The 19856-nt window shown below is 70.6% G+C and carries 15 protein-coding genes and 1 tRNA gene; 4 read left to right on the top strand and 12 right to left on the bottom strand.

Going from position 1 to position 19856, the window contains the following annotated elements; translation table 11 throughout:
- Positions 1-113 precede the first annotated feature (113 nt).
- Both EDF33_RS11245 and EDF33_RS11240 read left to right on the top strand, forming a co-directional pair.
- Positions 114-201: transfer RNA gene (locus EDF33_RS11245), tRNA-Ser, on the top strand.
- A gap of 292 nt (positions 202-493) precedes the next feature.
- Entirely contained in the window at positions 494-1138 is a 645-nt protein-coding gene (locus EDF33_RS11240) for a hypothetical protein (RefSeq protein WP_132100064.1), read from the top strand.
- Between the two features lie 19 nt (positions 1139-1157).
- Here EDF33_RS11240 and EDF33_RS11235 read toward each other — a convergent pair whose 3' ends face one another.
- A complete protein-coding gene (locus EDF33_RS11235; RefSeq protein WP_132100063.1) occupies positions 1158-3176 on the bottom strand; it encodes a helicase HerA-like domain-containing protein in 2019 nt (672 codons plus the stop codon).
- A gap of 64 nt (positions 3177-3240) precedes the next feature.
- Complete coding sequence (locus tag EDF33_RS11230; RefSeq protein ID WP_132100062.1) at positions 3241-4497, bottom strand: multidrug effflux MFS transporter; 1257 nt, start codon at positions 4495-4497, stop codon at positions 3241-3243.
- A gap of 225 nt (positions 4498-4722) precedes the next feature.
- Between EDF33_RS11230 and EDF33_RS11225 the strand changes: the two genes are divergently transcribed.
- Complete coding sequence (locus tag EDF33_RS11225) at positions 4723-5304, top strand: TetR/AcrR family transcriptional regulator (protein WP_159573139.1); 582 nt, start codon at positions 4723-4725, stop codon at positions 5302-5304.
- 102 nt (positions 5305-5406) lie between these two features.
- Here the strand turns inward: EDF33_RS11225 and EDF33_RS11220 are convergent, their stop codons facing one another.
- The 7 genes from EDF33_RS11220 to EDF33_RS11190 all read right to left on the bottom strand — a co-directional run bounded on the left by EDF33_RS11220 (position 5407) and on the right by EDF33_RS11190 (position 15937).
- Positions 5407-5979, bottom strand: coding sequence for a substrate-binding domain-containing protein (locus EDF33_RS11220; RefSeq protein ID WP_165918795.1), 573 nt, complete (start codon positions 5977-5979; stop codon positions 5407-5409).
- A gap of 31 nt (positions 5980-6010) precedes the next feature.
- Complete coding sequence (locus EDF33_RS11215; protein ID WP_132100060.1) at positions 6011-7411, bottom strand: MFS transporter; 1401 nt, start codon at positions 7409-7411, stop codon at positions 6011-6013.
- Between the two features lie 90 nt (positions 7412-7501).
- Positions 7502-8647, bottom strand: a complete 1146-nt coding sequence (locus tag EDF33_RS11210) for a cystathionine gamma-synthase (RefSeq protein ID WP_132100059.1) — start codon at positions 8645-8647, stop codon at positions 7502-7504.
- A gap of 14 nt (positions 8648-8661) precedes the next feature.
- Positions 8662-10026: a cystathionine beta-synthase gene (locus EDF33_RS11205; protein WP_123938636.1), complete on the bottom strand. Its 1365-nt coding sequence runs from the start codon at positions 10024-10026 to the stop codon at positions 8662-8664.
- Positions 10027-10036: 10 nt separating this feature from the next.
- On the bottom strand, positions 10037-11470 hold the full coding sequence (locus EDF33_RS11200) for a mechanosensitive ion channel domain-containing protein (RefSeq protein ID WP_132100058.1): 1434 nt from the start codon (positions 11468-11470) through the stop codon (positions 10037-10039).
- On the bottom strand, positions 11467-13707 hold the full coding sequence (locus EDF33_RS11195) for an adenylate/guanylate cyclase domain-containing protein (protein WP_132100057.1): 2241 nt from the start codon (positions 13705-13707) through the stop codon (positions 11467-11469). Before EDF33_RS11195 ends, EDF33_RS11200 begins: the two co-directional genes overlap by 4 nt.
- 337 nt (positions 13708-14044) lie before the next feature.
- Complete coding sequence (locus tag EDF33_RS11190) at positions 14045-15937, bottom strand: ABC transporter ATP-binding protein (protein WP_243692437.1); 1893 nt, start codon at positions 15935-15937, stop codon at positions 14045-14047.
- 141 nt (positions 15938-16078) lie between these two features.
- Between EDF33_RS11190 and EDF33_RS11185 the strand changes: the two genes are divergently transcribed.
- On the top strand, positions 16079-17503 hold the full coding sequence (locus EDF33_RS11185; protein ID WP_132100056.1) for an amino acid permease: 1425 nt from the start codon (positions 16079-16081) through the stop codon (positions 17501-17503).
- A 170-nt stretch (positions 17504-17673) separates the two neighbouring features.
- Here EDF33_RS11185 and EDF33_RS11180 read toward each other — a convergent pair whose 3' ends face one another.
- From EDF33_RS11180 to rplJ, 3 genes are all read right to left on the bottom strand, one after another.
- Positions 17674-18591 carry a type IV toxin-antitoxin system AbiEi family antitoxin domain-containing protein gene (locus EDF33_RS11180; protein ID WP_132100055.1) on the bottom strand — a complete coding sequence of 306 codons (918 nt, stop codon included), beginning with the start codon at positions 18589-18591 and terminating at the stop codon, positions 17674-17676.
- A gap of 289 nt (positions 18592-18880) precedes the next feature.
- Positions 18881-19261, bottom strand: a complete 381-nt coding sequence (gene rplL / locus EDF33_RS11175) for a 50S ribosomal protein L7/L12 (protein WP_123938632.1) — start codon at positions 19259-19261, stop codon at positions 18881-18883.
- A 51-nt stretch (positions 19262-19312) separates the two neighbouring features.
- The gene (gene rplJ, locus EDF33_RS11170; protein WP_123292121.1) at positions 19313-19828 is read right to left on the bottom strand and encodes a 50S ribosomal protein L10; all 516 of its coding nucleotides are present in this window, start codon (positions 19826-19828) and stop codon (positions 19313-19315) included.
- Between the last annotated feature and the right edge of the window lie 28 nt (positions 19829-19856).

Here is a 19856-nt window from a genome sequence, read left to right as displayed (position 1 = left end):
GGGTAGTCGCCGCACATGTCACGACAACTGGGAGCACGGGCCTCGACGACACACGGTCGTGAGCACCCCTGGGAACCTGTACCATTGGGTGTCGCCGTCGCGAGACGGCACAAGGAGAATTCGCCTAGTGGCCTATGGCGCACGCTTGGAAAGCGTGTTGGGTGCAAGCCCTCGGGGGTTCGAATCCCCCATTCTCCGCCAGCAAGGCCCCGCACCGAGTGCGGGGCCTTCATCGTTCCGGGCGGTGCGCATCGTGGTCGCGCCGGCTGGTCCCCCACGCGGCGGACCCACCTGTCCCCTGTTCGCCAAGGACTGGCCGTCAAACGCCGATCCGGGGTGGAACGGGCTGTCCCCGGTCCCCGTCGTGCACCTATGCTTGCCGGAGCGGACGACTCCGGGACGAGTCGACCGCGGTGCATCGAGCGGCAGGGGCGTCGCTCGCAGGGCGGCCGATTCGGCGTGCCCGGGAGACCCGAGGGTTCAGGAGAAGCGCATGGGGGACATGACGGTGCCAGCGACGCCGCACCTCCGTGCCACCGTGTACGACGTCGTCCTCCGCCCCCGTCGGTCCCTGGTCCGTTCGACTGCGCTGAGCATCGTGTTCTCGGCCGTGCCGCTCGCCGTCGCCCTGGTCTGGGTGTCGTTCCCGTTCCGGACGTGGGCGATGGTCGCGACCGTGGTCGTCGCGCTGGCGGTCTTCGTGGGCGTCGTCTTCGTCCGACTGAGCACGGCGTACATCGGCATCGACCCTGACGGCCTGACGATCCGGGGCGTGGTCACCGCGCACCGTCGGATCCCCCGCGACCGCGTGCACAGTCTGGTGCTCGCCACCACCTACGGCAGCTCGGTCGACCGCACCATGCGCGAACTCGTGGCGTTCGACGCGACGGGTGCGCACCTGTTCCGCATCCGTGCCGACGTGTGGGGCGACGACGGGCTCGCCCAGGTCGTCGACGCCCTGGGCGTCCAGGTGACGGAAGAGGCACGTCCGGTCTCGGCCCGGGTCTTCGCGAAGCGCTACCCCTCGAGCCGCGCGTGGTACGAACAGCGGCCGGCCTACCTGCTCGTCGGCGGCGTGGCAGCACTCGTCGTCCTGGGTCTGCTCGTCGTCGAGTTCACCGGCCTGCTCGGTCGCTGACACTCGGAGCTGCTGGACGTCACCGACGTCGGCGCAGCGTCGAGAAGATCCCCTGCACGACCTCCTTCGCGATCGTGCCGCCGAGCCGTGACCCGAGCAGGTCCGACAGCGGGTCGTCCGCCTTCCGTGAGGTCGTCGTCCGCGTGCTCCGCCCCGACCGGCCCGAACGCCGCGACGCCGCAGCCCGCTCGGCCTTCTCGAACTCGCGCTGCGTCCGCTCGTACTCCTTCTGCGCAGCAGCCCGCTCGCGTTCCTCCTGCTTGGCCTGCGCCGCGGCTTCCTTGGCCGCGGTCGCCGCCGCCCGCGCGGCTTCCTTCTCGGCCTCGGCCGCCGCGAGGGCTGCGTCCTTCTGCGCGTCCGCCGCCGCGGCCTCGGCAGCAGCTGCCTCCATCCGACGCGCGAGCATCTCGTGCGCCGAGTCCGGGTCCACCCGGGTGCCGTACGTCGCGAGCAACGGCGATGCCTGCACCCGCGACAGCATCTCGGCGGCGGGCATCGGGTCCATCGACCCCTGCGGCGCGCGCAACCGGGTCCACGCGACCGGCGTCGGCGCACCCTTCTCGTTCATGACGGTGACGATCGCCTCGCCGGTCGCCAGCGAGGTCAGCACCTCGCCCAGGTCGTAGTCGCTCGACGGGTAGGTCGACACCGTCGCCCGGAGCGCCTTCGCGTCGTCGGGGGTGTGCGCCCGCAGCTGGTGCTGGATGCGCGACCCGAGCTGCGCCAGGACGTCGTTCGGCACGTCCTTCGGGGTCTGGGTCACGAAGAAGATCCCGACGCCCTTCGACCGGATCAACCGCACGGTCCGCACGATCTGGTCCGTGAAGTCCTTCGACGCCCCGCTGAACAGCAGGTGCGCCTCGTCGAAGAAGAACACCAGCTTCGGCTTGTCCTGGTCGCCGACCTCTGGCAGTTCGTTGAACAGGTCGGCCAAGAGCCACATCAGGAACGTCGAGAAGACCTCGGGCTGGTCCTGCACGCCCGGGACCTCGAGCAGGCTCACGATGCCCCGGCCGTCCGCCGCCGTGCGCAGGAACACCTGCGTGTCGATCTCGGGCTCGCCGAAGAACTGGTCGGCACCCTTGTCGGCGAACGTGATGAGCTCGCGCAGGATCACCCCGGCGGTCTGCTTCGACAGACCACCGAGCTCGGCGAGCTCGCCCTTGCCCTGGTCGCCCACCAGGAACGTCAGCACGCTCCGCAGGTCGGCCAGGTCGACGAGCGGCAACCCGGCCTGCTCGGCGTAGTGGAACACCAGTCCGAGCGAGGACTCCTGGGTGTCGTTCAGGCCGAGCACCTTCGACAGCAGCAACGGCCCGAACCCGGACACCGTCGCACGGATCGGCACGCCCGTGCCCTGACCACCGAGCGAGAAGAGCTCCGCCTGGCTCGCGACGCCCTGCCACTGCTGGCCGATGCCCGCGGTGCGCGCGAGCAGTTTCTCGTTCCCCTGCCCGACCACCGCGAGCCCGGAGAGGTCGCCCTTGATGTCGGCCGCGAAGACCGGCACGCCGTTCGCCGCGATCTGTTCGGCGAGGACCTGCAGCGTGCGGGTCTTGCCGGTGCCGGTCGCACCGGCGACCAGCCCGTGCCGGTTCAGCATGCCGAGCGGGATGCGGACCTGGACGTCGGGCTGCGCCTCGCCGTTCACCAGGGCACCGAGTTCGAGCGCCTGCCCCTCGACGGTGTAGCCGGTGCGGATCGCGGCGACGGCGTCCGGCCCGAGCGGGGCTGCGCCACTGCCGGGAGGCGCGGTGCCGGCCGCCGGGGCGTCCGCCGGTGCCGGGACGGCCGCGTCGGGAGCCGCCGTCGCGTCGTCCGGGACGGCTGCGGTGGGTCCTGCGGTGGTGGGCTCTGGACCGGGTGGGGTGGCGGAGGCGGGCTCCGCGTCGGGGGCGAGCCGGGCCTCCTGTCCGGCGAGTGCGGCGGCGAGCTCCTCGGCCCGCTGCACGGCTTCGTCGGCCAGCCGGCGTGCCTCGTCCGCTGCCTGCCTGGCGGCCTCGGCCGCTGCCCGTGCCTGCTCCACCGCGTCGCTCATGGGCACAGCCTATGGACGCGCGGGGGCCGCTGTCCGGCTGATCCGGGCAGCTGTGGAGAACGCGTCAGTGCGTGAGCTCGGGGACCGTCCGGGGCCGCACCACGAACCACAGGATCAGGATGGCCATCACCGAGGTCGAGGCCATCACGATCGCCATCGGGGTCGCGGTGGTGATGCCGAGCCAACCGACGATCGGCGAGATCAGGCCGGCGACGCCGAAGTTCAGGGCGCCGAGCAGCGACGCCGCCGTCCCGGCCTCCTTGCCGTGCGCAGCAAGGCCGATGACCTGGACGAGGGGGAACGAGAACCCGCAGGCCGCGATGAAGAACCACAGGGGCACGAGCACGCCCACGAGCCCCGCACCGAGCTGGTCGAGCACGATGATCGCGATCGACGCCAGGAACAGGGTCGCCGTCGAGCACGCCAGGATCCACTGCGGCCCGACGCGCTGCGCCAACCGCGCGGAGATCTGCACACCGAGCACGACGCCCACCGAGTTCACCGCGAAGAGCAGCCCGTACTGCTGGGCGTCGAGTCCGTAGACACCCTGGAACAGGAACGGCGACGAGCTGAGGTACGAGAACAACCCGCTGAACACCATCGCCCCGATGAGCGCGACCCCCACGAAGATCCGGTCGGAGAACAGCGCCTTGTACCGCTGACCGATCGTGGAGTGGCCGGCCTCGCGGCGACGGGCCGGGGGCAGGGTCTCGACGATGAGCAGGATCGACGCGATCACCACGGCCAGGCCGTAGCAGGCGAGGAAGACGAAGATGCCGCGCCAGCTGGTGAACTGGAGCATCTGCGAGCCGATGAGCGGCGCGAGGATCGGCGCCAGCCCGTTCACCATCGCCAGGCGGGACAGCATCCGGACGAGCGGCTTGCCGCCGAACAGGTCGCGGACGGTGGCCATCGCGACGACACCGCCGGCGGCAGCACCCATGCCCTGGAGCACGCGGAACACCGCGAGGAACTCGATGTCGGGAGCGGTCGCCGCGCCGATCGACGCGGCGATGTGCACCGTCGTCGCGATGATGAGCGGCAGCCGGCGGCCGACCTTGTCGCTCCACGGGCCGACGAGCAGCTGCCCGAACGCGAACCCGAGCGTCGTCGCCGTGAGCGTCAGCTGCACGGCGCCGTCGGTGACGCCGAACTGCTCCTTGATCGCCGGGAACGCCGGCAGGTACAGGTCGATCGTGAACGGCCCGAGCGCCGTCAGGGCGCCCAGGACGAAGACGTAGACGAGTCGCTGCCCACGGGAGAGTGAGTCTCCGGGGTGCAGGACGACCCGGAGCGAACCGGTGGTGGCGGGCGCGGTCACGAGCAGGAGTCCTTCGGCGGTGAGGGGCGGGGAGGTGATCGCGGCGTCGATCGAATCGATTCGTCCGCGGAACCATCCTACGGGCCGCAGGAGCGCTCCCGACGCCGTCGGCTCGGATTGCCCGCGTGTTGCCACCCGCCGTCCGCGTGCCGATCCCGTGCCATGCGGTACCGTCGGACTGCTCGGGGGCCTCCGGGTGAACCGGATCAGAAGGGGGTGGGCGTCATGGTGGATGCCCGGATCCTGCACACGACCGCCGCCCTGCGCGAAGCGATCCTGCGACTGGCGGCCGACCGCCCCGTCTCCGAGATCACCGTCGCGGACGTCACCCGTGCCGCCGGCATCAACCGCGCGACGTTCTACTCGCACGCGGTCTCCCCCGGATCGCTGCTCGCCGACGTGCTGACGCCGGAGCTCGACCGCATCCGGCAGGACGACGCCGACGACCGACGGGCCGCAGCCGCCCGCGGAGCCGACGCGGCCGAGCTCGCGACCATCACACGGCGGGGCATCAACGCGGTCGTCGAGCACGTGACCACCCACCGCGACATCTACGCCAAGGCACTGCCGGACCCGAACGACGCGTCACTGCACCGGCTGCTCGTGGGCCACTTCACCGAGTCGAGTGCCCTTCACATCCGCGAACTCGACGCCGACCGCCGCCCGGAGCTCCTCGACGACGTGGCCGCCGGCTACGTCGCGCAGGGCTTCGTCGGAGCGATCGAAGCGTGGCTCGCCGGACCCCGACGGTCGCGGAAGGCGCTGGTCGAGACGATCACGCTGTCGTTCCCGGCCTGGTGGAGCTGAGCTGAGCCGCCTGGTGGAGCTGAGCTGAGCCGCCTGGTGGCACGGCGCTGACCGGCCTGGTGGCACGGCGCTGACCGGCCTGGTGGCGCGACGCGGCTCGGCTCACTCGGCGTCGGTCGAGTCGCCGTCGCTCGGTTCGGTCTCCGGCTTCTCGCCGCGCTGCAACGACTGCACGACCTCGACCGCGGTGGCCGCCAGGTCCGCTTCATCCGCCGCTGCGGGCACCCGGTAGTCGGCCGACACACCGTCGCCGCCGGTACCGCTCGCCGGCAGCGGATCACCCAGGGACACCACCACGACACCGGCGTCGTGCGCGGTCTGGATCACCCCGGTGAGCGCGGACGGCCGAGCCGCGTGCACGAGCAGGGCCTTGGCGCCCTTGCGGACGAGCTGGGCGACCGCGGTCCGCTGGGACGCCGCCGCACCGGACGCGGGTGCGACCCGGACGTCGGGACGGAACCCGGCATCGGACAGGCCGGTCCGCAGGTCCTCGCCCAGGGCCGCGTCGTCGTCGACCAGCACGACGCCGATGACGGCCTGCTTGTCGAAGCCGCCGTCGGAGCTGGTCAGGTCCGTGCTCTGCACCGGCGTGGGCGCAGCGGAGGTCGTGCCCTGGCAGCCGGCCAACGCGAGGGCGGCCGTCAGGACGACGGCTGCAGCGACGATGCGCACCACGGGTGTCTCCTCTTCGGTCCGGTCTTCCACGCTACCCGGCTGCGCGGTCCGGCGACGCCGACGACACCGGCGCGGGGACGGGTCCGAGCCGCCGGACCGCGGCGATCGCCAGTGCGGCGAAGCAGATCATCGCCGCGAAGACCAGTGGGAAGGACACCGCGCCCTCGGCGCCGCCGGTCGCGGTGAACAGCAGCCCGGTGACCGCCAGGCCGATGACGCTGCCCGCGGCGTCGGCGATGGTGAGCGCCGAGCTCGCGAAGCCGTCGTCGCCCTCGCCCGAGAACCGCAGGGTGAGCATCGACGTCCGCGGGTAGATCGCCCCCATGCCCGCGCCGCCGACGAACCAGCCGGCGACGAGCACCCACCACGGCAGGTCGAGCGTCGCCACCGCGAAGGCCGCCAGCAGGCTCACCAGGACGAGCACGAGTCCGACACCGAAGGTCCGACGTGCGGCCAGGCGCTGCTCCCCCAGCCGACCGTGCGCCCAACTCGAGGCCGCCCAGCTGAGCGCGGCGACGGTCAGCGCGAGCCCCGCTGCCGATGCGGACAGGCCGTGCTTCGCCTGCAGCAGGAACGGCACGTACGCCTCGCTGCCGAAGAACGACGCCGCCACGAGCCCGCGCAGCAGCACCACCGACGGCAGTCCGGCAGCGGCGCGGAAGGTGCCGGTCGGCAGCAGCGGGCGCAGCGCGAACCACGTCCCGACCAGGCCGACCACGACCGCGGCCACCATCCCCCACGGGGTCAGGTCCGGCGCGACGTTGAGCAGCAGGATCGACACGGCCGCGGCGACCGACCACCCGATCCGGATCCGCTGCCACGGCGGCCGCAGCTCGACCGCCGGTGCCTGCAGCCGTCCGAGCGTCGGCACGAGCACGGTGAACGCACCCACGGCGATCACGAGCGCCCCCGCGAAGACCCAGTGCCAGTTCCAGGTGTCGGTGACGATGCCGGCGATCGCCGGGCCGATGAGCGCCGGGACCACCCACGCGGCCGCGAACCCGGCGAACACCGGTCCGTGCAGCTCGGCGGGGAAGATCCGGGCGACGAGCACGTACAGCACGACGTCGATCGCGCCGGCACCGAAGCCCTCGACCAGTCGACCGACGAGGAAGACCTCCATCGTCGGCGCGAGCATGACCACGGCGGTCCCGACGGCGAACAGCAGCGCGGAGACCCAGGCGACGATCCGGCCGCCCGCGCGGTCGGTCCAGTTGCCGGCGAGCACCATGCCGGGCACCCCGGCCGCGAGCGGTGCCGCGAAGGCCAGGGCGTACAGGGCCTCGCCGTCCAGGTCGCGACTGATCACCGGCATGATCGTCGTCATCGCCAGGTTCTGGAACGCCGCGACGCCCACGATGGCGACCATGCCGATCGTCGCGAGGGCGTACCGCCCGCTCAGCAGGCCCGTCCTCGTCGCCGTGGTGCTCACCCGCTCATCGTAGGGGCGAGGGGCGACACCGCCGACGTCGCGGGGCGCGGACCACGCGCGATGCGCGTCAGCGCCTGCTGCAGGTCCGCGTCAGCGCGTCAGCGCCAGCTGCAGATCCGCGATCAGGTCACCCGCGTCCTCGATGCCGACGGACAGCCGCACCACGTTCTCGGGCACCGCGAGCTCCGTGCCCTTCACCGAGGCGTGCGTCATCTCGCTCGGGTACCCGATGAGCGACTCCACACCCCCGAGCGACTCGGCCAGCGCGAACAGCTCCGTGGACTCCGCGAAGCGTCGGGCCGCGTCCGGGCCGCCCGACAGTGCGACGGACAGCATCCCGCCGAACCCGCGCATCTGACGCGCGGCGATGTCGTGCCCCGGGTGGTCGGTGAGCCCCGGGTAGTAGACGCGCTCGATGCCCGACGCTGCGACGAGCGCCTCGGCGACGGCCTGCGCGTTCGTGGAGTGCCGCTCCATCCGGACCGCCAGTGTCTTGATGCCGCGGGTGGTCAGGAAGGCGTCGAACGGCGACGAGATCGCACCGGCGCCGAACTGCAGGAACTGCACCTTCGCTGCGAGCTCCTGGTCGGCGAGCACGACGGCCCCACCGACGACGTCGGAGTGGCCACCCAGGTACTTCGTCGTCGAGTACACGACGACGTCGGCACCGAGCGACAGCGGCTGCTGCAGGTACGGCGACGCGAAGGTGTTGTCCACGACGACGAGTGCACCGGCCTCGTGCCCGAGGGTCGCGAGTCCGGCGATGTCGGCGATCTTCATGAGCGGGTTGGTCGGCGTCTCGACCCAGAGCACGGTGTCCTCTGGGGCGCCCTGCAGCGCGGCCCGGACCTGGTCGAGCTCGCTCATGTCGACGACGACGAGCTCGACGCCCCACGGCACGTGCAGTCGGCTGACCAGACGGTGGGTCCCGCCGTACACGTCGTTCCCCATCACGACGCGGGCCCCGGGACGGAGCGCCGCCCGGAGCAGGGCGTCCTCGGCGGCGAGACCGGACGCGAACGAGTACGCGGCGACGCCGCCGTCCAGGTCGGCGAGCAGCGTCTGCAGGGAGTCGCGCGTCGGGTTGCCGGCGCGGGAGTACTCGTAGCCGTTCCGCATCCCGCCGATGCCGTCCTGCACGTAGGTGGACGTCAGGTGGATCGGCGGGATGACGGCGCCGGTGGGGCCGTCGGGCTCCTGGCCGGCGTGGACGGCGCGGGTGCTGAACTCGGTCATGCTGGCTGCGTTCCTTACTCGGAGAGGTAGGTCAGGAGGTCGTGGCGGGTCAGGACCGTGACCGGCTTGCCGTCCTCGACGACGAGCAGGGCGTCCACCGTCTCGAGGGCTCGACGCGCTGCGGACACGGACTCGCCCACGCCGATCAACGGGAGCGGCTCGCCCACGAAACCGGTCAGGGCGTCCGTCATCTTCGCGGCACCGGTGAAGACCTGTTCGAGCAGGTCCTTCTCGGCGACGGCGCCGATGACCTCGCCGATGACGACCGGCGGTTCCGCGCTGAGCACGGGCATCTGGGACACCCCGTACTTGGTCATGATGTCGACGACCTCGCGCACGGTGTCCGCCGGGTGCGCGTGCACCAGGTCGGGCAGACGGCCGTCCTTGCCGGCGATGAGCGACCCGACGGTGCGCGCCTCGTCGGTCTCGGCGAAGCCGTACGAGCGCATCCACCGGTCGTTGAAGATCTTGCCGAGGTAACCGCGACCGCCGTCGGGCAGCAGCACCACGACGACGTCGTCCTCGGTCAGGTCGCGGGCGGCCCGCAGCGCTGCGACGACCGCCATCCCGCTGGACCCGCCCACGAGCAGGCCCTCTTCCCGCGCCAGGCGGCGGGTCATCGCGAACGAGTCGGCGTCCGACACCGCGATGATCTCGTCCGGCACCTCGGGGTCGTACGCGGTCGGCCAGAAGTCCTCGCCCACACCCTCGACCAGGTACGGCCGGCCGGTGCCGCCGGAGTAGACCGAGCCCTCGGGGTCGGCCCCCACGATGCGGACACGGCCGTCGGACGCCTCCTTCAGGAAGCGCCCGGTGCCCGAGATGGTGCCACCCGTCCCGACGCCCGCGACGAAGTGGGTGATCTGCTGCTCGGTGTCGCGCCAGATCTCCGGACCGGTGGTCTCGTAGTGGCTGCGCGGCCCGTTCGGGTTGGCGTACTGGTTCGGCTTGTAGGCGCCGGGGATCTCGCGGACGAGCCGGTCGGACACCGAGTAGTACGACTCTGGGTGCTCCGGCGGCACCGCGGTCGGCGTGACGACGATCTCGGCGCCGTACGCGGTCAGGACGTTGCGCTTGTCCTCGCCGACCTTGTCCGGCAGCACGAACACGCACCGGTAGCCGCGCTGCTGGGCGACGAGGGCCAGCCCGACCCCGGTGTTGCCCGAGGTGGGTTCGACGATCGTCCCGCCGGGCCGCAGGTCGCCGGAGGCCTCGGCCGCGTCGATGATGCGCGTGGCGATGCGGTCCTTCGACGACCCGCCGGGGTTGAGGTACTCGACCTTCACCAGGACGGTCGCGCGCACCCCCTCGGTGACGCGGTTGAGCTTGACGAGCGGGGTGTCGCCGACGAGGTCGACCACGGAGTTCGCGTAACGCACGGGCCCGAGTCTAGGACGCCGTCACTGCGTTCTGCTGGGATGCGACGTGCGCGGACACCGCTGCGGACACCTCGGCGCGTCGACGGTCGATCACGTCGCCCATGTCGCGCGCCAGCGCCGGGGTGGACCGGACGATCTGGTCGAGCGCCGTGGCGGGGATGACCAGCACCGAGACCTCGGTGAGCGCCGTTGCGGTCGTGAGCAGCGCCTCCCGGGTCAACGCCGTCTGTCCGACGTAGTCGCCGGCCTCGACGCGGGTCGCCGGCAACTCGGCGTCCTCGAACGGGACCCGCAGGTCCACGCTGCCGGACAGGACGAACCGGACCGAGTCCGGCACGGTCCCCACCCGGTGGATGACCTCGCCGGCGGCGTAACGCTCCAGGCGCACCACCGGGGCGAGTGCGACGCTGTCGTCCCCGCTCAGGTACAGCGTCGCGGCGATGGCCGCGAGCGCCTCGTCGCGGCGGGCGTCCGTCACGAAGTCGTCGGTGGTGTCGCCGTCGAGCCCGAGTCCGGCGCGACGAGCGGCGTACCAGAGCCACATCCGGAACTGGGCGAGCGCGTCGGCTTCCTGGGACGGGCCGCGCACCTGGAACGACACCGTGTACGCCGCACCGCCCGCCGGCACCGCCTTCGGTCGCGTCCCGGTGTACAGCTGCGGGAGACCGCTGGCGACCCGCTCGAGCAGGGCGACCACGGCGGCGGGTGGGTCGTCCGTCGTGAACGTGACGTCGGTCGACACCGGGAACGTGCCACCGGTGCGGCTGAGGTTCGTGAACGACGCCCCGGCCAGCGATCCGATCGGGGTGATCAGGATGCCCTCGCCGGTGTCGACGTGCACCGATCGCCAGTTGACCTCGACCACCCGGCCGCGCGTGCCGCCGATGTCGAGCCAGTCGCCGAGGCGGAACGGCTGTTCGAACAGCAGGAACAGGCCGGCGACGATGGGCCCGACGGCGGTCTGCAACGCCAGGGCGATCACGAACGACCCGACCCCGAGCGCCGTGAAGATGCCGCCGATGTCGGTCCCCCACACGATGCGGAACACCACCGCGAGGCCGATCGCCACCAGGATGACGCGGGCGATGTCGACGAAGATCGACGGGATCTTCTCGCGCCACGTCCCCTTCCGGGCGTTCGTGAACATCAGGATGTTCAGCCCGTTCAGCACGAAGACGATCAGCAGGAAGCCGAGCACGGTCGCGATGACCTGGCTGACCACCGGCCGACCCGGGTCGACCGCGTCGGTCACCTGCACCGACAGGACCAGGATCGCGATGACCGGGACGACGGCGTTGCGCAGCAGCGCGACGACCTTCGACATCGGGTTGTGCCGGCGCTCGAGGCTCGACTGCACCTCGGTCAACAGGAGCAGCAGGAGCGGCAACCCGACGATCACGCTGATCGACGGCCAGAACCACGCCTGCTCCCAGAAGGCGATCACGACGCCACCCGCTCGAGCTTCCAGACCTTCTGCGGTCCGGTCTGGGTCTGCACCGTCGCGACGTCCTGCACGCCACTGCGGTCACCGAGCTTGTCGATCACCCGCTGCGTCGCGTACACCCCGGGCGCGGGCGCGATGCCCTGGACCCGGTACGCCAGGCTGACGGCATCGCCCCACATGTCGTAGACGATGCTGGAACGACCGACCAGACCGCTCGTCACCTGGCCGGTGTCGATGCCCGCGCGCAGCCCGACCTTCGAACCGTGCTGGGCGTTGAACCGCTCGAGCGCACCCTGTGCTTCCTCCGCCCAGTCGACCACCCGCCGGACGTTGTCGACGCGGGGCACGCTCAGACCGCAGCTGGCCAGGTAGCCGCTGCGCGTCGTGCGCACCCGCTCGATGCCGTGCCGACCAGCGGCCTCGTCGAGGGACCGCCACAGGTCGTTGAGCAGCGACAGCGACTCCTCCGCCGTCAGGCCGGCGGCGAAGTCGTCGTACCCGATGATGTCCGCGTAGACCACCGCGACGTCCTGGTGGTCCGAGGCGATGGTCTCGTCGCCCTGCTTGTACCGCCGGGCGACCTCCTCCGGCATGAGCGTCAGGAGCAGGGTGTCGTTCTGCCGCCGCTGCTCGTCGAGCAGGTCCTGCTTCACCTGCAGGCTCCGGCTCATGTCGTTGAAGGCGAGCCCGAGGTCACCGATCTCGTCGCCGGCCTTCGTCTTCACCTCGACGCCGAGATCGCCGCTGCTGACCCGGTTCACCGCGGTCTGCAGTCGGCGGATGGGGCGGACGAAGACCTGGGCCAGCAGCAGCGACAGCAGGCTCACCAGGACGATGATGGCGACCAGGGACAACCCGATGTTCCGGGCGAAGTCGTTCACCGGCGCGAAGGCCTCGGCGGTGTCCATCTGCGCCACGACCACCCAGCGCAGGCCGTCCACCTCGAGCGGCGCGTACGCGGACAACACCTCCTTGCCCCGGTAGTCGTTCGAGATCACCGTGCCCGACTTGCCCTGCAGCGCCCGGCTGACCGGGGTGGTGTTGACCTCTTGCAGGAGCACCGACCCCTTCACGGCGATCTGTCGCGCGGCCGTGCCGGGTGCGGTCCCCGCGGCGATCACGTCGCGCTGGTACTGCTTCGGGTGCTCGAGCAGCTGGCGCGGGTAGGACCGCATCAGGTGGTCGGCCCCCACCAGGTACGACTCCCCCGTGTCGCCGAGCCCGTCGTCGGCCCAGTCCTGGTTGCCCGTCATGACCTGGTTGATGAGGTCCACGGGCACCTGCACGGCCATCACACCGATGATCTTGCCGTCCTCCCCCACCGGGGACATCACCCACAGCGTCGGCACGTTGAGGCTCGGTGCGTACCGGGCGAAGTCCGTGACCACGAAGTCGTCCGCACTGGTCAGCTGCAGCGCCTGCTCGTACCCGCTCGCCAGGTTCGAGTCCCGGTACGGGCCGTCCCGCAGGTTGGAACCGAGGTCCGCCCCGGAGTAGGTCGAGTACGTCACGTCGCCGTCGGTGTCCATGAGGAGCAGGTCCTCGTAGCCGGCGGACTCGACCGCCTGGCGGAAGTACGGCTGGTACTCGGCGTGCGCCTCGGACCACTTGCTGCCGTCACCGGCGTCGTCGAGTTGCGCGGCCTTGTCGTAGTCGTCGAAGGGCGCCGTGTACCGGGCCTGCAGGTACGCCTGCGGATCGGTCGTCGGCGCGAACTGGTCCGGGTTCGCCGAGCCGCCACTCCGGGCGTCGAGCTGCGGGACGAAGGTGTCCGCGTACCAGGCGTCGACCTTCGTGTGGTCGGCGTCGGACACCGGACGGTCGCGCAGGTCGTCCCACCCGGCCGAGAACGCCTTCGTCGCGCCGATCACGCTCCCGTTGCGGGTCTGGGCGACGACCGTCTGCGTGAACTGGTCGAACGACCGCTTCAGCTCGGTGATCCGGGCCTCGCGCAGCGACGTCACCTGGTTGAGCGCTGCGTTCTCGAGCGAGGCACGACCGTTCAGGTACCCGACGACGCCGACCACCAGCGCCGCGATGATGCTCACGGCGAGCAGCATCACCAGGAGCTTCGACTGGATGTCGAGTGAGCCGCTCGTCAGGAACGCCCGGAGCTTGCCCTTCCTGCGCGGTGCGTCCTCGACGACGCGAGGACCGCCCGTCTGCGCGTCCGTCGCCGGGGGGATCGGGTCGGGACCGGGGCTGCTGGTGTCGGACGTCGGTGGGACTGCAGTCACTTCGAACTCCGCTCAGGAGGGCAGGGTGCACGCGTGCGCGTCAACCACAGGTACCACGCGAGCAACACTCGTGTCAGGTATCCGACGTTCGTTGCGGCTTCGTGACCTCGGTGGTCGCGTTCGCGACACCTGTCGCGGTGCGGGCTCGAGACGGCGGGGTGGAGACGGCGGGGTGGAGACGGCGGGCTGGAGACGCGGGCGGTCGGACGGGAGGCGCGCTGCGGGCCGGTCACGGGCCTCCCGTCCGCCGTCGGGTCACCTGTCCGTTCCGCGCACGCGCCGCGCACGCTGGCACCGGTCGGTCTGTGCGCGCCGGCGCCGGCGCCGGCCGGCCGGCTCAGCGCTCGACGGTGTCTGCCGGGGTGTTCTGCTGCCGGTGCAGGAGCGCGTAGGTGCCTTCGAGCGCGAGGAGTTCGTCGTGCGTGCCCTGCTCGACGATCCGCCCGTGGTCGAGCACGAAGATGACGTCGGCGTCCCGGATCGTCGACAGCCGGTGCGCGATCGAGATGGTGGTGCGCCCCGCGGCGGCGGTGTCGAGCGCGGTCTGCACCACGCGCTCCGAGATCGAGTCGAGCGCGCTCGTGGCCTCGTCGAGCACGAGCACGGGAGGGTCCTTCAGGAGCACCCGCGCGATCGCGATCCGCTGCTTCTCGCCGCCGGACAGCCGGTACCCGCGCTCCCCCACGACGGTGTCGTAGCCGTCCGGGAACGAGGCGATCGTGTCGTGGATGTTCGCCGCCCGCGCCGCCCGTTCGACCTCGTCGTCGGTGGCGTCCGGCTTGGCGTAGCGCAGGTTGTCGCCGATCGTCGCGTGGAACAGGTACGTCTCCTGGCTGACGATCCCCACGTGGCGCATGAGGTCCTCGTGCACGAGGTCGCGGACGTCCTGTCCGGCGAACCGCACGGAACCCTCGGTCGCCTCGTACAACCGTGGCACCAGGTACGACACGGTGGTCTTGCCCGCGCCCGATGGACCGACGAAGGCGGCGAACTGCCCGGGTCGGAGGTCGAACGAGACCCCGCGGAGCGTCGGCTTGTCGGCCTCGCCGTCCGGGTACGTGAACGTCACGTCGTCGAACGCGACGTGACCGACCATGGTGTCATCGACGGGCTTCGCCGTGGGCGAGTCGGTGATCGCGGGCTTCAGGTCGAAGTACTCGAAGATCCGAGCGAACAGCGCTCCGGAGGTCTGCAGGTCGAGCACCACCCGGAGCAGTCCGACCGTCGGGAACAGCAAGCGCGACTGCACCGTCGTGAACGCGACGATGGTGCCGGCGGTGATCGGGACGTCGCCGATGATCAGCCAGGCCGCGACGAGGTAGATGATCGCCGGGATGATCGACAGGAAGATCTGCACGATCGCGAAGAACCACTGCCCGGACATCTGCTGGCGGACCTGCAACTGGATCTGGTTGCGGTTCTCGTCCCCGTAGCGGCGGGTCTCACTGCGCTGCTGGTTGAAGCTCTTGGCCAGCAGGATGCCGGAGACGCTCAGCGCCTCTTGCGTGATCGCCGTCATGTCGGACAGCGACTCCTGCGTCTGCCCGGCGATGCGGGCACGGACCTGCCCGACCCGACGCTGCGCGATGACGAGCAACGGGAGCAGCACGACCGCGACCAGGGTCATCTGCCAGCTCAGCAGCAGCATGGCGACGATGGCGGCGATGACCGTGACGGTGTTGCCGAGCACCGACGAGATCGTGTTGTTCAGCACGCTCGCGACGCCGCCGACGTCGTTCTGCAGGCGGGACTGGATGACCCCGGTCTTCGTGCGGGTGAAGAACGCGAGTTCCATGCGCTGCAGGTGCCCGAACAGGCGCATCCGCATGGCACCCATGACCTTGTTGCCGACCGTCGCCGTCAGGTAGGTCTGCCAGACGCCCACCCCGGCGCTCGCGATCCAGAGGAACACCATCGCCGACACGAGCTCGACCAGCACCGGGACGTCGGGGCTGCCGGAGGGTGGGAACAGGCCCCGGTCGAACGCCTGCTGCGTCAACAGCGGCGGGATCACCGAGATCGCCGCGCCGATCAGGACGAGGACGACCGTCAGGATGATCGACCTGCGGTGCGGGACGAACAGCCCGGCGATCCGCTTCACCAGGTGCGGGATCTTCGGCGCTTCGGCGTTGGCGGCCTTCTGCGCACGGAAGTCACCGCTGGAGATCCGGCCGCCGCCGCGCGGACCACCGCCACCGCCGCCCCCGCGCATCCCGCCGCCCATGCTCATGCAGCAACCGTATCCCCGCGGTCGGACATCGGCGCGCGCTCGACGACCGCCGTTCCGCGGTGCAGTCCGACGGCCGTATTTGACCCCGTTCAGGGGGCGTGCGAGCATGTGCCGTCCCCGCCCCCGCACCACCGAGGTCCCATGACGTCCGCGCCGTCCCGTCCCACGTCCCTCCGCCAGCAGCTCGCCCGCCGCAAGCCGATCGAGCAACTGCAGTCCGAGGCGGCCGTCGGCGTCAACGGCGAACCGCTCCGCCGGTCGCTCGGTATCTGGCACCTGACGATGATCAGCGTCGGCGCGACCCTCGGGACCGGCATCCTCGTGGTGCTCGGCACGGCCGTGCCGCTCGCGGGTCCTGCCGTGTGGATCTCCTTCGTCGTCGCGGGGATCGCGGCCCTGCTCTCGGCACTGTCCTACGCCGAGATGGCCGGAGCCGTCCCGACTTCGGGGTCGAGCTACTCGTACACCTACGCCACCATGGGCGAGGGCATCGCGTGGGTCTGCGGGTGGTGCCTCGTCCTCGAGTACGCCGTCTCGGTGGCCGCGGTCGCGGTCGGCGCGAGCGAGTACGTGGACGAGACCCTGCGCGTGTTCGGGTTGCACCTGCCGACAGCACTGTCCGCGCCTCCGGGCGACGGCGGCGTCGTGAACCTGCCGGCGGCCGTCCTGGTCCTGCTCGCCACCGTCGTCCTGATCCCCGGTGCCCGCGAGAGCGCCTGGGTGAACACCGTCATGGTCGTCGTGAAGATCGCTCTGCTCGTGTTCTTCGTGGTCGTCGCCTTCACGGCCTTCCAGGCGCAGAACTTCGAGCCGCTCGCGCCGATGGGTGCCGCTGGAGTGACCGCCGCGGCGTCCAGGCTCTTCTTCTCGTACATCGGTTTCGACGCCGCCTCCACCGCCGGCGAAGAGGCGAAGAACCCGCGCCGCGACCTCCCCCGGGCGATCATCGGTTCGATCGCGCTCATCACGGCGCTCTACATCCTCGTCGCCATCGCCGCGATCGGTGCCCGTTCGTGGACGGACTTCTCGTCGTCCGAGGCCTCGCTCGTCCGCATCGTGGTCGACGTCACGGGTCAGCCGCTCGTCGCGCTGGTGTTCTCGATCGGCGCGGTGATCGCGATCGCGAGCGTGGTGCTGACCGTGCTCTACGGCCAGACGCGGATCCTGCTCACCATGGCCCGCGACGGCCTCGTCCCGAAGGTCTTCGGTCGGGTCTCCCGGCGCACCGGCACCCCCATCGCGAACACGTTGATCATCGGCATCGCGGTCACGATCGTCGCCGCCCTGGTCCCCCTGGGCGAGCTCGCCGACGCCACCAGCATCGGCACCCTCGTCGCGTTCGCGCTCGTCAACGTGTCGGTCATCGTGCTCCGTCGCTCGCAGCCCGACCTCGAGCGCTCGTACCGCGTGCCGCTGTTCCCCGTCGTGCCGATCCTCGGCGCCCTGAGCTGCGTGCTCCTGGCGGTGTTCCTCGGCGCAACGACGTGGATCGCCTTCGGCATCTGGATGGTCGTCGGCGCCGTGCTCTACCTGGCCTACGGCCGCCGTCACAGCACCTTGCGCTGACCCGCGCCGCCCTCCGGCCCGCGCCGCCCCCCTCCGCCAAAGCGACAGGGTGCCGCCAACTGTTCGCGGACATCTGTCGCTCTGCCAGGAGGCCCGGCTCGTCTCCGCCAAGAAGTGTCGCTCTGGCAGCACGGAGGGTCTGAACTCCGCACTCCCGCGCGCGATCGCCATCAGCGGCACGGCACGCCGTGCTGTCGGAACAGCGACCGGAGCCGTTCCGGTGCCACGACGTGCTCCCAGTAGACGCGGACGAAGCCGTTCACCTCTGATCGGCCCCGGACACGGTCTTCACGCTGCTTCTCGGCCCACACGGCTTCAGCGCCGGTCTGCCCTCTGAGCGTCCCGGGGTCCTCGTACTTCTGTCGACCGTCGAACTCCACGACGATGCCCTGGCGTGGCAACCAGAAGTCCACACGGTCGACACGGCCGTCCGGTGAGCGGAACTCGTGCTGCGGTTCCCAGTCCGGACAGTGCAACTCGGCGGCGCGGACCGCCAAGTACGACTCCCCGACCGACTCGTGGCGCACATCACAGATCGCCAGGGCCTGCTCGAGCCGCACCGCACCCCACGGACCTCCGGCAACGCACAGACGCTCGAGCTCCCCGCGTTCGACACCGCTCCGCAACGCGTGGTCCAGCCCGACGACGGCATCGGCGAGGGTGCCACGCCGAGCGTTCTCGACGGTGGTCTGCGCCAGAGCGGTGAACGGAACACCGTGGAACAGCTTCCCCGATCGTTCGGGCGCACCGGCATGGACGGTCAGGCCCACCCGGTGCTGGTCGTGCTCGAGCCCGGCGTCGACGACCTGGACACGATCGGGCCACGGATCGAGTCGTGGCAGACCGAACACCGCAGCAGCCGAGTCGAGCGCGAACACCGCGTCGGACCGGAGCAACGGGATGACGGCCCGCATCCGGACGAGGTGTCGAGAGCGACCGTCCAGAGCCTCCCACTGCGCACGTTCGACGTAGACGCCATGCCGGACGCGCACGAGCTCGCCAGCCCGCTGCCGTCGCTGGAGATGGCGGGCGCCAGCCCGGTCGAGGTCGTTCGTGCGGAGGATCTCGATGGCGTTGGCGGGATGCATGACAGCACACTGTCGCTCCAGACGACCGGTCTCAGGAGCCTGAGCCGATCTGTGGACAACCGCCGCGCCTCCCGGCGGTCAACAGTGTCCTGCCAAAGCGACAGATCTCAGCAGTCCCCGACTGAATGTGCTGCCATCGCGACAGAATCCCGCGAACAGTTGGCGCCACTCTGTCGCTTTGGCGCAAGCGCCACTCGGGCCGTACCCGCACCGCACGCACCACACCCCCGGCACGCACGAAGGCCGCCACCCCGAGGGGCAGCGGCCTTCGTGAACCGAACGGTCGAGACTACGCGAGCTCGATCGTGGCGCCAGCGGCCTCGAGGGTCGCCTTCGCCTTCTCGGCGGTCTCCTTGTTCGCACCCTCGAGGATCTTGGCGTCGGCGGTCTCGACGAGCGCCTTGGCCTCACCGAGGCCGAGCGACGTCAGGCCACGGACCTCCTTGATGACCTGGATCTTCTTGTCACCAGCGGACTTGAGGATGACGTCGAACTCGGTCTTCTCCTCAGCGGCCTCGGCCGGGGCAGCGGCGGCCGGAGCGGCAGCAGCAGCCGGGGCAGCAGCGGTGACCTCGAAGACCTCTTCGAACTTCTTCACGAAGTCCGAGAGCTCGATGAGCGTGAGCTCCTTGAAGGCCTCGATGAGCTCGTCCTGCGAAAGCTTCGCCATGATTTTCTCCTACTACTCAGTAATACGTGTGGTTGTGGAACGCGAGCCTGATCAGGCCGCGGACTCCTGCTTCTCGCGAAGGGCGTCCACGGTGCGGACGGCCTGCGAGAGGGGGGCCTGGAACAGGTACGCAGCACCGAACAGCGAGGCCTTGAAGGCGCCGGCGAGCTTGCCGAGCAGAACTTCACGGGACTCGAGGTCGGCGAGCTTGTCCACCTCGGTCGCGGTGAGCGGGTTACCGTCGAAGTAACCGCCCTTCACCACGAGCTCGGGGTTCGCCTTGGCGAATGCACGCAGCGACTTCGCGACGGCGACGGTGTCACCGTGGACGAAGGCGAGAGCGGACGGACCGGCGAGTTCCTCGTCGAACGAGGAGATGCCGGCGTTGTTCGCCGCGATCTTGGTCAGCGTGTTCTTCACCACGGCGTACGTGGCGTGCTCACGGATCGAGTTGCGGAGCTCCTTGAGCTGCGCGACCGTGAGACCGCGGTACTCGGTGAGCAGAACGGCGTTCGAGCTACGGAAGGACTCCGTGAGCTCGGCGACCGCAGCTTCCTTGTTCGCCATGGTTCTCCTTGGGGTTTCTTGCCGGTAG

It is taken from the genome of Curtobacterium sp. PhB146, from assembly GCF_004342995.1.
Classification (GTDB): domain Bacteria; phylum Actinomycetota; class Actinomycetes; order Actinomycetales; family Microbacteriaceae; genus Curtobacterium.
Note: the sequence above shows the minus strand (reverse complement) of the source record. Positions and strands in the feature narration are given on the sequence as shown.